The following is a 13313-nucleotide window of genomic DNA, read 5'->3' on the forward strand; positions in this document are numbered from 1 at the left end:
GGGCTCTTACTCTGAAGGACGATGCAAAATCTCGCGATTTCCGCCATTGCCCATCTTCGATACGAGCCCTGCTTTTTCCATATCCTCCAGCAAGCGCGCTGCACGGTTGTAACCAATCCGCAAATGGCGCTGCACTAAAGAGATGGATGGGCGTTTGTTCTCAAGAACGATCGCTACTGCTTGATCGTAAAGTGGATCAGCTTCGCCACCACTCTCACCGGTCAGGGCATCTACATTAGATTCATCAGCACCTTCGAGAACACCATCAATGTAATTGGCTTCGCCCTTCTCTTTGAGCCACTCAACCACACGATGCACTTCATCATCAGATACGAAAGCGCCATGGACACGCACTGGCAAACCTGTGCCTGGGGCCATGTAGAGCATATCGCCCATACCCAGTAATGCTTCTGCGCCCTGCTGATCCAAAATCGTACGACTATCAATCTTGCTGCTGACCTGGAATGAAATTCGGGTAGGTACATTGGCTTTGATCAAGCCAGTGATGACGTCTACGCTTGGACGTTGGGTTGCCAACACCAAATGAATACCTGCAGCTCGGGCTTTTTGTGCAATTCGTGCAATGAGTTCTTCGATCTTCTTGCCAGAGACCATCATCAAATCAGCTAGCTCATCAATTACGATCACGATCACTGGTGCTTTATAGATTGGCTCAGGATCCTCGGGGGTCAAGCTAAATGGATTGGTGAGCTTCTCACCTTTTTCTTCTGCTTCCAGAATCTTCTTATTAAAGCCAGCTAGATTGCGTACGCCAAACTTACTCATGAGTTTGTAACGACGCTCCATCTCATTAACCGCCCAGTTCAGCGCGTTATACGCCTGCTTCATATCGGTTACTACTGGGCAAAGCAGATGAGGAATCTTGTCGTAAATGGCCATCTCCAACATCTTCGGATCAATCATGATCAAACGCACTTCATCAGGCTTCGCTTTAAATAGCAGCGACAAAATCATCGCGTTGATACCAACAGACTTACCAGCACCAGTCGTACCCGCTACCAAACAGTGCGGCATCTTAGCTAAGTCGGCCACCATAGGGCTGCCTGAAATATCTTTACCCAAAGCTAGTGTCAGTAGTGAGTGATTGTCGTTATAGACTTGTGAAGTGAGAATTTCAGACAAGTAAACCGATTGACGCGTTGGATTAGGCAGCTCCAAAGCCATACAAGTTTTACCAGGAATGGTTTCCACAACACGCATGCTCACCACGCCAAGTGAACGGGCAAGATCGCGTGAGAGATTGACAATCTGACTGCCCTTTACACCGATCGCGGGATCAATCTCGTATCGCGTAACTACTGGTCCAGGGTAAGCGGCAATCACTGTTACCTGAACATTGAACTCGGCTAGCTTGCGCTCGATTAAGCGGGACGTAAATTCCAGTACATCGGCAGAAATTGTTTCTTTTGCTTCCGGTACGGGATCTAGCAGTGCCAATGGGGGTAATTCTGAATCGGGGATATCCACGAATAATGGCTGTTGCTTCTCGCGTTCAACGCGCGCACTCTTCGGAATCTCTGCTGGCGCACGCACAATTTGTACTGGCGCAGCCACTTCAACACGACCACGAAACTCTTCAACAAATTCTTCACGCTCTTCTGCAGCTACCTCGCCGAGTTTGCGATCTTCTTCGCTATCGCGTCGCTCACGGATGCGATAAAAACTCACCTCTAGAAAGCGCCCTACCTTCTCTGCTACATCGAGCCAGGAAAAATGGAGGAACAGAGACAAGCCAGCACAAAGACCAAAGAGCAGAACTAGGGTTGCTCCAGTAAAGCCCAGGGACATTTGCAAAGGATCACCTATCAGCTCACCCAAAATGCCACCAGGCGGCCTTGGGAGATCCCATGAAAGAGAATGCAAGCGAATGGACTCAAGACCCATACTGCAAATTAAAGTTAGTCCAAAGCCCAACCAACGCACCAGCAGGGACTCTGGCTTAGCATCAGGATCCGGTGGCAGTGGAATACTCCAAAGCTCACGCCAGCCATTGAGAACGCGGCGACCAAAGAGAATCACCCACCAAAAAGCGGATATTCCGAAGATATAGAGCATGAGATCGGCTAAATAGGCACCAAAACGACCGCCCAAGTTGCGAGGAGCCTCAAAACTGGCATGAGACCAAGCTGGGTCCCCTTTTGAATATGTCAGCAAAATGGCAAATAAGCCCAGACATAGGCCCAAGGAAATGAACCAGCGAGCCTCTAGGAGTAGGCGGGGCATCCGCCCTTGCCCGTCCGCATTAGGGGGCTGGGGACTCATCGGAGCCTTGGACTTCGGATATACGGTTCTTGCCATGTTCTACCGATTGTAAACAAGCAAATCTATAATTTGGTTATGACTACAAATACCCCAAAACACTCCAAAGTTCTGATCCTCGGATCTGGCCCTGCTGGCTATACCGCTGCAGTCTATGCCGCCCGAGCCAATTTAAAGCCTACCCTCATTACTGGCTTGGCTCAAGGGGGTCAATTAATGACCACTACCGACGTGGAAAACTGGCCTGCAGATGCTGATGGCGTCCAAGGGCCGGAGCTGATGGAGCGCTTTTTGAAGCATGCCGAGCGCTTTAATACTGAAATTATTTTTGACCATATTCATACGGCAGCCCTTACAGAAAAGCCGATTCGCTTGGTTGGTGACTCCGGAACCTATACCTGCGATGCATTGATTATTTGCACTGGTGCCTCTGCCCAATACATTGGTTTGCCAAGTGAAGAAGCATTCATGGGTCGCGGTGTTTCTGGTTGCGCAACGTGCGATGGCTTCTTCTATCGCAATCAAGATGTCTGCGTAGTCGGTGGTGGTAACACTGCCGTAGAAGAAGCGCTCTACCTCACTGGCATTGCTAAGAAAGTGACTGTGATTCATCGTCGCGATAAATTCCGTGCTGAACCGATTCTGAATGATCGCTTAATGGCTAAAGTTGCCGAAGGCAAAGTTGAACTCAAACTCAATGCAACACTGGATGAAGTGCTTGGCGATGACAAAGGTGTCACTGGTGTACGCATCAAGAAGCAAGATGGCAGTACCGAAGACATTGCAGTCACTGGCGCTTTCATCGCGATTGGCCACAAGCCAAACACTGAACTCTTTGTTGGCCAACTAGACATGAATAATGGCTACATTAAGACTCACTCAGGTTTAGAAGGTAATGCTACCGCTACCAATATCCCTGGCGTCTTTGCTGCTGGCGATGTCCAAGACCACATCTACCGCCAAGCCATTACGAGTGCAGGCACTGGCTGTATGGCTGCATTAGATGCGCAACGCTATTTAGAAACCTTGGATTAAGTTCCTCGCATTAAATTATTGGGTAATAAAAAACGCCTAGCAATGCTAGGCGTTTTGTTTGTTACTTAAGTGACCTTACTAACTCCGTTAGCGCCCCATGATTGGCAACAATGGCACGATCAGTAATGCCACGATGTTGATGATCTTGATGAGTGGATTCACAGCTGGTCCTGCGGTGTCTTTGTAGGGATCGCCTACAGTGTCACCAGTCACAGCAGCTTTATGGGCCTCAGAACCTTTACCGCCGAAGTTTCCTTCTTCGATGTATTTCTTAGCGTTATCCCAGGCGCCACCACCAGTACACATCGAGATAGCAACAAACAAACCCGTCACGATCGTACCCATGAGTAAACCACCTAAAGCAGCAGGTCCCAATAAGAGTCCAACAATGATTGGGGCAACAACTGGCAATAGAGAAGGAACAATCATTTCTTTAATGGCAGCTGAGGTCAGCATATCGACAGCTTTGCCGTACTCTGGCTTTGCGGTGCCCTCCATGATTCCAGGAATATCCCGGAATTGGCGACGCACTTCTTCTACCACCGCACCAGCACAGCGACCTACCGCTTCCATCGCCATCGCACCAAACAAGTAAGGAATCATGCCGCCAATGAAGAGGCCAATGATCACCATATGGTTAGAAAGATCAAAGGAAACTTGTTGGCCAATGGCCTCTAGTGCATGCGTATAGTCGGCAAATAGTACTAATGAGGCTAAGCCTGCTGAACCAATTGCATAGCCCTTGGTAACAGCTTTAGTGGTGTTGCCTACTGCATCCAATGGGTCAGTAATGTCACGCACTGCTTGTGGCAAACCCGCCATCTCAGCAATGCCACCGGCGTTATCGGTAATCGGTCCATATGCATCTAGAGCAACGACGATACCCGCCATTGACAACATCGCAGTTGCTGCAATTGCGATGCCGTACAAACCGGCTAGCCAATACGCTGCAAAAATCGCTGCACAAACAAATAGCACTGGATAAGCAGTGGACTTCATGGAGATACCGAGACCTGCAATGATGTTGGTGCCATGACCTTTGGTTGAAGCTTCTGCAATATGCTGTACTGGCTTGAACTGGGTACCGGTGTAGTACTCAGTAATCCAAACTAAGCCTGCTGTAAGTAATAGACCAACCACGGTTGAACCAAACAAACGCCATTGGCTGCCTGGAATACCCAATGCATCATCAGGCATGATGAAGTTGGTCACGAAGTAGAAGGCGATTAATGACAAACCGCCAGCAATGATCAAGCCCTTATACAAAGCAGGCATCACATTCTTCATACCTGGTGTAGCTTTTACAAATGAGCAGCCAATGATTGAAGCAATAATCGATACGCCACCGAGTACCAATGGGTAAATAATGGCTGCAACTGGAGCACCAGCTACCATCAGAGAACCGAGCACCATGGTAGCAATCAGTGTCACTGCATAGGTTTCAAATAAGTCCGCAGCCATACCTGCGCAGTCGCCAACGTTATCGCCTACGTTATCTGCAATCACTGCAGGATTACGAGGATCATCCTCTGGAATGCCTGCCTCAACCTTACCAACCAAGTCAGCACCAACGTCGGCACCTTTGGTAAAAATGCCGCCGCCCAAACGCGCGAAGATGGAAATCAGGGATGAACCAAATGCCAAACCAATCAGGGGATGCAAGACAGAAGACAGGTCTTGTCCTGCACCAATCGATACCAGGAACATGAAAAAGAGACCAACGCCCAAGAGGCCAAGGCCAACTACGAGCATGCCAGTAATGGCGCCGCCCTTAAAAGCCACATTGAGAGCCTCATTCATGCCCTTGGTTGCTGCTTCTGCAGTACGTACGTTTGCACGTACTGAAACGTTCATGCCAATAAATCCGCAGGCACCAGAGAGAACTGCCCCCACCACAAAACCAATAGCAGTTGCAAAATCTAAGAAGAGTGCCATCAGAATGGTCAGCACCACTCCAACCACGGCAATCGTTTTGTATTGCCGCGATAAATAAGCGGCTGCACCCTGCTGAATCGCCTCTGCAATCTCTTGCATTTTGGCGTTACCGGTACTTTGCTTCAAAATCCAGCTGCGCATCACAAAACCGTAAACCACGGCCAGGACACCGCACGCCAAGGCAAAATACAAGCCTAAAGTGATATTACTCATGCTTGAACTCCCTAAAGTTAATCTTTATTGTTTTGTCTATCTAGCGCTTAGGTCGACCAGGTTTTGGAAAGCTTTAAACTAGGGTCTTTAAGCTGTATCAGTATGTAGCAGAATCACCCCTGCGGCCCTTCGCTGGAATCAGGGTATTTACTAATCACTATTCGGAGTATTTATGAGTCTCGACAACGTCAAGCCAGGCAAAAAGATCCCTGAGAGCTTCAATGTCATTATTGAAATCCCAATGAATGCAGATCCTATCAAGTATGAAGTGGATAAGGAAAGTGGCGCAATTTTCGTTGACCGATTTATGGGTACTGCAATGCACTATCCATGTAACTATGGTTACATCAATAAAACGATTGCTGGTGATGGCGACCCTGTTGACGTACTCGTGATTACTCCATTCCCTCTCATTCCTGGTGTTGTCGTCAGTTGCCGTGCGATTGGCATCTTGAAAATGGAAGATGAAGCTGGTCAAGACGCTAAATTATTAGCCGTTCCAGAAGATAAGATTTTGCCGATCTATACCCACTGGCAAAAACCAGAAGATATGAATCCATTACGCCTAAATCAAATCCAACACTTTTTCGAGCACTATAAAGATCTCGAAAAAGGGAAATGGGTAAAAGTAAAAGGTTGGGGTGGTGTTGCTGATGCCCATCAAGAAATTCTTGAGGGTATTGAACGTTACAACAAAGAGCACGCTTAATTGTTTTCAATATCAGCATAGGCTTTGTGATTCGGAGTGAGCGCACAAAAAATTGCCCTAGCCCAAATGAACCCATTACTGGGTGATCTGGCTGGCAATGCGCAACTGATTCACAAGGCCGCTCTGGATGCCCTTCAACAAGGCGCCAAACTGGTAGTCACTCCCGAGCTTTCGCTCACCGGTTACCCCCCAGAAGACCTATTGCTACGCCCTGCATTTATTGAAGCGGCGCAAGCGCAGCTCGATCTCTTGATGAAAGAGCTGGCTCAATATTCTGGTCTCACTGTTGTTGTAGGTCACCCAAAAAGAACTACTGCTGGCCTACAAAACTTTGCTTCCGTTTTACAAGATGGCAAAGTGATTGCAGGCTATGCCAAACAAGAATTACCCAATCATGAAGTCTTTGATGAAGTGCGCTACTTTGTGCCAGGTAATGAAGCCTGTGTCTTTACCTGTGAAGGTATTCAATACGGCCTGATCCTATGTGAAGACGCCTGGCATGCTGGCCCCGCCAAACAAGCCTATGCTGCAGGCGCTCAAGTATTACTAGTCCCCAATGCCTCCCCTTATCACCTCAAAAAAGAATCTTTACGCATTGAAGTACTACGCGGACACATTGCTCAAACCCATATGCCCTTGGTTTATGTCAATGCGGTGGGTGGTCAAGATGAATTGGTTTTTGATGGTGGGTCATTTGCATTAAATAGCCAAGGTGCTGTTGTCATGTCTATGCCCCAGTTTGAGGCTGGTCTAGGTATCGTTAGCATCAACTCTGCAGGCGAGCTGGAAAAAGGTCTCATTTGTCCGCCACAAAGTGTTGAAGCTCAGGCCTATCAAGCCCTAGTGCTGGGCGTACGTGACTACGTTCATAAGAACCGCTTCCCAGGTGTGATTATTGGTTTATCGGGCGGCGTAGATTCAGCTTTGGTATTGGCAATTGCAGTAGATGCCTTAGGTGCTGACAAAGTACGTGCAGTGATGATGGCCTCACGCTATACCGCAAATATTTCTTGGATAGATGCTCGTGAGCTCGCCAAAAATCTAGGCGTTCAATACGATGAGATACCCATCAGTGGTCCAGTTGATGCTCTAGAAGAATCCTTGGCTGCACAATTTAAGGGACTCAAAGCGGACGCCACTGAAGAAAATATTCAAGCGCGCGTACGTGGCACCCTCCTTATGGCGCTATCGAATAAAACAGGTCGCCTGGTTCTCACAACCGGCAATAAAAGTGAAATGGCGGTTGGCTATTGCACCTTGTACGGAGATATGGCGGGTGGCTTTGCAGTGATCAAAGATATCGCCAAAACCTTGGTGTATCGCCTGTGCACATATCGCAACAGTATTAGTCCCGTGATTCCAGAGCGCATCTTGACTCGCGCCCCTTCTGCTGAATTGCGTCCGGATCAAACAGATCAGGACAGCTTACCGTCATACGAAGTCTTGGACGGCATTGTGGAGCGCTATATGGAGCAGAACCAGTCCATTGAGCAAATCATTGGGGCTGGCTTTGATGCTGAGAGCGTAGAAAAGGTAACACGCCTCATTAAATTAAATGAATATAAGCGTCGCCAAGCCCCTCCGGGGGTGCGTGTTACCACCAGAGCATTTGGACGCGACTGGCGCTACCCCATTACTTCATCATTTAGAGCCTAAAAACCCAACAACGTATCTCTTTCTTGGAGATATTTGGCAGTTCTAGGTATGATTGCTGCATTAGGGGGAACAAATGAAATTAATTACATCAATCATCAAACCATTCAAGCTCGATGAAGTTCGCGAAGCATTGGCTGAGGTCGGTGTTACCGGCCTAACTGTCACAGAAGTGAAAGGCTTTGGCCGTCAAAAGGGCCATACCGAACTCTATCGTGGCGCTGAGTACGTGGTCGACTTTTTGCCTAAAGTAAAGGTAGAGGCTGTGGTTCCGTCTGATCGTCTTGAAGCTGCACTGGAAGCGATCACCAAAGCTGCGCATACTGGCAAGATTGGTGATGGAAAGATTTTTGTGACCGCAGTTGAACATGTCATTCGGATTCGCACAGGCGAAACCAACGAATCCGCAGTCTAAAAAACAGTGCTAATGCAGATTCTCAGCGCATCTGAGAATCTGTTGAAGCTGCAGGCTGAGGGATGTCAGCCGCCTCCAAGATAATGGTTTTGCCGGTACCGCTAGTTCGCACCTTAGCGCCCTGGTAGTACAAGTCCACCTGATTTAACCCGCTGGTGAGAACCTTAAATGGTGGCTTGCCATACACACTAGCCCCCACCCCTGACTCCAGCGTCTTATTCTGAGTTTTGCCTGAAGCATCTATCACACACACTGTTTGGGCAGTCTTAGACTGCATATAAACCACATCGCCAGCTTTCTTAGGAGCATCGGGCTTATAAGTGATTGCCACATCAGCAGCGGGACACTCGCTAGAAATGATTGCCGCTGCTGGTGCTGCAGCTTCAACCGGGGGTGGCGTTGGTGTGGATGCAGGTTTACTCTCTTCAGCGGGAGGATTTGCAGGAGCAGGGTCTTGCACTACTTCCTCTACTACTACGATCTCTTCTTTCGGTGGCTCTGGAAAAAATAAAGGGCGTAGATTGATAATCGAGAATACTAAGATTGCAGCAATACCCAAAAAGAGAAATGGTTTTCTTTTGGGCTTACTTTGGGAATTTAAATTACTTGCTTTAGGTGTAGCGGCTAAGGCAACTTTGTCTACACTCTTTTCTTTTTTTGCTACTGGTATTGAAGCTGTCGCAGAATCTACCAAAGGTTTTACTGCTTCTGGCGCCTCTTTAACTGGCGCTACTACACCACTGAAATCAAACGCTTCTTCTTCGGATAAGTTTAATAAGCGAGCAACCTTTTTCGCAGCAGTAACCTTGACTTGAGGTCCGTAAAAAGAACTGCTCTCGCCATTTTCAAGCTGCTCAATTTGATGCACTGAGAAGCAGGATTTTGCTGATAGTTCTTTGATACTTAAGCCGAGGTTTTCTCTAGCTTTGGTAAATGCCTCTTTACGAATCTCTGGGAGCTTTGCTGGCTTGTTCACGAGTAGTCGCCTGTGTCTTATAGGAATTTTCAAATCTTATTACAGAATTAATACAGACCCATTACAAAGATAATTAACCCCAGGGTTGATAGCGCTAGACATGAAGAGTTCAGTGCGGCCCTGGATATTGCAGTGCAACATGCCAAATTGCCTCTGATTTCCCCAGAAAGCAAATGTGTAGAGGCGTCTCACGGCACAATAGAGCCTTTCGATATCAACCTTTTCTGGAGTAAGAAGCATGAAACGCCTTAATGAACGCTCGCGCATGGTCACCGAAGGGGTTGCTCGCGCACCTAACCGTTCGATGTATTACGCAATGGGATACGAAGAAAAGGATTTCTCAAAGCCAATGGTTGGCGTAGCGAATGGCCACTCCACCATTACTCCTTGTAATAGTGGCTTACAAAAATTGGCCGATGCAGCAGTTGAAGCCCTGGAAGGCGCGGGTGCAAAAGCGCAAATGTTTGGCACCCCTACTGTCTCTGATGGCATTGGTATGGGTACCGAGGGCATGAAATATTCTCTCGTCTCACGCGAAGTGATCGCTGACAGTATTGAAGTGTGTGTCAATGGTCTTTGGCAAGATGGTGTGGTGGTAATTGGTGGTTGCGACAAAAATATGCCAGGTGGCATGATGGCGATTGCACGCACCAATGTGCCAGCAATCTATGTCTATGGCGGAACAATTAAGCCGGGTCATTACAAAGGTAAAGACCTCAACATTGTTTCTGCATTTGAAGCAGTTGGAGAATTTACTTCTGGCCGATTGAGTGAAGAGGATCTCAAAGGTGTTGAGCAGCATGCATGTCCAGGTAGTGGCTCTTGTGGTGGTATGTATACCGCCAATACCATGAGCTCTTCCTTTGAGGCGCTTGGCATGAGCCTACCCTACTCTTCCACCATGGCAAACGTGGATGCTGAAAAAGTTGCCAGCGCAGCAGACTCTGCACGGGTTTTAGTGGAAGCCATTAAAAATAATTTACGACCACGCAACATCATTACCAAGAAATCCATTGAGAATGCTGTCAGCGTGATCATGGCAGTAGGCGGCTCAACGAATGCTGTCTTGCATTTCCTGGCTATCACGAGTGCCGCTGAAATTGATTGGACCATTGATGACTTTGAGCGCATTCGTCAACGAGTACCAGTCATCGTCGATATGAAACCCTCAGGCACTTATCTTGCAACTGACTTGCACCAAGCTGGTGGCATTCCACAAGTGATGAAGATTTTGTTAGATGGTGGACTGCTGCATGGCGATTGCATGACCATTACCGGTAAAACGATTGCTGAAGTATTAAAAGACGTGCCATCTATCCCACGTGCAGATCAAAAAGTAATTCGTACTTTAGATAATCCTTTGTACAAACAAGGTCACTTAGCAATCTTGAAGGGCAATATTTCTCCAGAAGGTTGCGTCGCCAAGATTACCGGCCTCAAGAACCCCTCTATTACTGGTCCAGCCCGAGTGTTTGATTCCGAAGATGATGCAATGGCTGCCATCATGGCGCAAAAAATCAAAGATGGTGACATCGTAGTAATCCGCTACGAGGGACCTAAAGGCGGTCCTGGTATGCGCGAGATGTTGGCTCCTACTTCCGCTCTCGTGGGTCAAGGTTTAGGCGAGTCTGTAGGCCTCATCACTGATGGTCGCTTCTCAGGTGGTACCTGGGGCATGGTAGTTGGCCACGTTGCTCCTGAAGCCTATGTTGGCGGTGTCATCGCCCTGATCCACGAAGGCGACTCCGTCACGATTGATGCACACCAACTTCTGATTCAGCTCAATGTAGATGAAGCAGAAATTGCGAAGCGCAGAGCAGCTTGGAAGCAACCTAAGCCACGCTATACCCGTGGTCTCTTGGCAAAGTATGCAAGCCTAGCAAGTAGCGCTAGCAAAGGTGCTGTTACCGATCTAAATTTAGATCTGACTTAATCCGCACATCGCTAAAGCAAAAGCCCCTAGGTAATTACTAGGGGCTTTTTTATTTACATCCTAGCAACTGTTTAGTGTTTCATGGCACCCGCTGCATTCACTGGGAACTTCACCTCTACATCTCCAGCTTTTGCAAACTTCAATTTCACGGGAACGGTTTCGCCCGCTACAAATGGGCCTTTGAGGTTAAGAAACATCAAATGAAATCCGCCTGGCTTCAATTCCACAGAGCCGTTTGCTGGAACAGCAATATCTTTTACTTGACGCATTTTCATGACATTGCCCTCCATCCCCATCTCGTGCAATTGCACTTCACCAGCAGCAGGAGAGGAGGCAGATAACAACTGGTCCGAAACATTGCCTTTGTTCTCAATCTTCATAAATCCACCAGCCACTTGTTGGCCCGGCGCAGTGGCACGCGTATAGGCATCTGAGACACTCACTGCATCCACCTTTACTGATTGGGCATAAACCTGAGAGCTCAGAATAAGTACTGCACCAAAACAAACTACTGCTCTAGACACTAAACCTAAATTACTCTTTATCATTAAATACTCCTCTAATTAATTTTCAATGAATACTTGCTTTGATACTTAAATTTCTTACCCCCTCTTATCTCAAAAGCTTCATGCTGATAGCCGCCATTTTGTGTAGCTCGGCAAATGCTGGCATTGAGGTAGGGCAACCTGCGCCCAATATAGAAGGAACGCTGATTGATGGCAAGCCTTTCTCTCTAATCAACAATAAAGGCAAGGTTGTCTTAGTAAACTTTTGGGCTAGTTGGTGTGAGCCCTGTAGAGAAGAAATGCCAGCCATAGAGGCTTACCTCAAAAAATATAAATCAAAAGGATTTGAGGTGCTTGCCATAACCATGGATAAACCGTCCGATATTGAACAAGCAAAACAAATCATGCAAAACTACTCCTTTCTGTTTGCTGAGAAAAAACAAATGGATTACTCAGCTTATGGCCGGATCTGGCGCATACCCAGCTCCTTCATTATTGATAAGCAGGGCATTCTTCGAAAGAATGGCATGACTGGTGATCCTAAAGTCGACACCAAACTTCTCGAAGAAATCGTTACCCCGCTTTTATCCGCTCAATAAAAAAGTGTTAGAAGTGAACTCGTACACCCATTGAGGCGATGTACGAAGGTACCAACTGAATACCATTCACATTTTGATAAACGGGCAATTGCAAGTTGGCATATACCTGGGTTGCATCCGTTAGGCGATACAAAACACCAGGAGTTAAATAAGCCAGTGTTCCCCCAGTTGCCCAGGTATCTGCAGCTGTTCCACTATCTGTAGTTTTATTCAGAACATTCAACTGTAAAGTTGGCACCCACTTTTCAAAGCCTTGGTAGTTAACACCCAAGTTCAGGTTAGCGGCATTTCCAGGCCTATAAGTTCCACCATAAGTACCGCCTGGGTTGGGAGCATTTGTTGGTACCGATTGCACCATCACAGCAGCTTGATATTGAGCTTGTGCAAAATACCCCCAATTGTCGGAGTTATTAATGAATCCAAATTTGTAGATGCCCGCTATCAAGTCGGTTGAGCCAGTGCCCGCTTGCAGACCTGGGTCAATGAGTACGCTCCCACCTCCATCGGATAGAGATCCCGTTTGATTTCTACTGCCGGTTGGTAACTTCACACCAAATTGAAAGCCCCAATCTTTTTGCTCTGCAAGACCAAAGTAGCGACCGAGAATTTTCATATCACCAATACCAGCAGTTTTAGAGGAGTAAGCACCAGCGCCACCTGTCGTAGAGAAATCACCGCCCTCAAAACTTCCATAAGTACTATGGTTTCGCATGATGTACGGTAGAGATGCAGTAACACCCCAACTCACACCATCGTTGTAATCCAAGGATGCTGTAAGGTAATTATTTTGGGTGTAGTTCTCTACCTCGGCTGGCTCGCCAGTTTTTCCATTAGTTGTATTGGCTGCTTGCGCTTGAGAAATTCCCTTTGTACCGTAACGCAATTTGTTTTGATTCAGAGTGTCGTAACGCACATCAAGGGTCCAACCTTCATTCATTCCCATGCCTTGAGTGCCGATATCGGTATTTAGACTACAACCACAGCTGGCACAGGCTATTGCTCCAGTAGCTGGTAATACAAATGAAATTGCTAATACTAATTTTTTTAACTTCAATTTAC

The 13313-nt window shown here is 47.3% G+C and carries 11 protein-coding genes; 6 read left to right on the forward strand and 5 right to left on the reverse strand.

Translation table 11 applies throughout. The annotated features are described in order from the left end of the window. Positions 1 to 6: 6 nt before the first annotated feature. Entirely contained in the window at positions 7 to 2283 is a 2277-nt protein-coding gene (locus IEN92_RS00535) for a DNA translocase FtsK (protein WP_216162068.1), read from the reverse strand. A 75-nt stretch (positions 2284 to 2358) separates the two neighbouring features. On the opposite strand from IEN92_RS00535, the gene trxB reads away from it, so the two are divergent. Next, on the forward strand, positions 2359 to 3315 hold the full coding sequence (gene trxB / locus IEN92_RS00540; RefSeq protein WP_216159550.1) for a thioredoxin-disulfide reductase: 957 nt from the start codon (positions 2359 to 2361) through the stop codon (positions 3313 to 3315). Positions 3316 to 3402: 87 nt separating this feature from the next. Here trxB and IEN92_RS00545 read toward each other — a convergent pair whose 3' ends face one another. Then, positions 3403 to 5463 carry a sodium-translocating pyrophosphatase gene (locus tag IEN92_RS00545; RefSeq protein WP_216159553.1) on the reverse strand — a complete coding sequence of 687 codons (2061 nt, stop codon included), beginning with the start codon at positions 5461 to 5463 and terminating at the stop codon, positions 3403 to 3405. A gap of 172 nt (positions 5464 to 5635) precedes the next feature. Here IEN92_RS00545 and ppa point away from each other — a divergent pair, with 172 nt between their 5' ends. The 3 genes from ppa (at position 5636) to IEN92_RS00560 (ending at position 8240) form a co-directional block, all read left to right on the forward strand. Further along, positions 5636 to 6172, forward strand: coding sequence for an inorganic diphosphatase (ppa, locus tag IEN92_RS00550; RefSeq protein ID WP_215373487.1), 537 nt, complete (start codon positions 5636 to 5638; stop codon positions 6170 to 6172). A 36-nt stretch (positions 6173 to 6208) separates the two neighbouring features. Then, positions 6209 to 7828 carry an NAD+ synthase gene (locus tag IEN92_RS00555; protein WP_216159556.1) on the forward strand — a complete coding sequence of 540 codons (1620 nt, stop codon included), beginning with the start codon at positions 6209 to 6211 and terminating at the stop codon, positions 7826 to 7828. 73 nt (positions 7829 to 7901) lie between these two features. Further along, positions 7902 to 8240, forward strand: coding sequence for a P-II family nitrogen regulator (locus IEN92_RS00560; protein WP_215373490.1), 339 nt, complete (start codon positions 7902 to 7904; stop codon positions 8238 to 8240). 22 nt (positions 8241 to 8262) lie between these two features. On the opposite strand, the gene IEN92_RS00565 is transcribed toward IEN92_RS00560, so the two are convergent. Continuing rightward, positions 8263 to 9216 (reverse strand): helix-turn-helix domain-containing protein, encoded by a 954-nt coding sequence (locus tag IEN92_RS00565; RefSeq protein ID WP_216159559.1) that lies wholly within the window; start codon positions 9214 to 9216, stop codon positions 8263 to 8265. Positions 9217 to 9454: 238 nt separating this feature from the next. Here IEN92_RS00565 and ilvD point away from each other — a divergent pair, with 238 nt between their 5' ends. Next, the gene (gene ilvD, locus IEN92_RS00570; protein WP_216159562.1) at positions 9455 to 11149 is read left to right on the forward strand and encodes a dihydroxy-acid dehydratase; all 1695 of its coding nucleotides are present in this window, start codon (positions 9455 to 9457) and stop codon (positions 11147 to 11149) included. A gap of 71 nt (positions 11150 to 11220) precedes the next feature. Here ilvD and IEN92_RS00575 read toward each other — a convergent pair whose 3' ends face one another. Continuing rightward, complete coding sequence (locus IEN92_RS00575) at positions 11221 to 11697, reverse strand: copper chaperone PCu(A)C (protein ID WP_216159564.1); 477 nt, start codon at positions 11695 to 11697, stop codon at positions 11221 to 11223. A gap of 80 nt (positions 11698 to 11777) precedes the next feature. Between IEN92_RS00575 and IEN92_RS00580 the strand changes: the two genes are divergently transcribed. After that, positions 11778 to 12254: a peroxiredoxin gene (locus tag IEN92_RS00580; protein ID WP_216159568.1), complete on the forward strand. Its 477-nt coding sequence runs from the start codon at positions 11778 to 11780 to the stop codon at positions 12252 to 12254. 7 nt (positions 12255 to 12261) lie between these two features. Here the strand turns inward: IEN92_RS00580 and IEN92_RS00585 are convergent, their stop codons facing one another. After that, positions 12262 to 13308, reverse strand: coding sequence for a TonB-dependent receptor (locus tag IEN92_RS00585; RefSeq protein WP_216159571.1), 1047 nt, complete (start codon positions 13306 to 13308; stop codon positions 12262 to 12264). Between the last annotated feature and the right edge of the window lie 5 nt (positions 13309 to 13313).

Origin of the sequence: Polynucleobacter sp. MWH-Creno-3A4 (genome assembly GCF_018881885.1) — a bacterium.
In the GTDB taxonomy this organism is placed as follows: Bacteria; Pseudomonadota; Gammaproteobacteria; order Burkholderiales; family Burkholderiaceae; genus Polynucleobacter.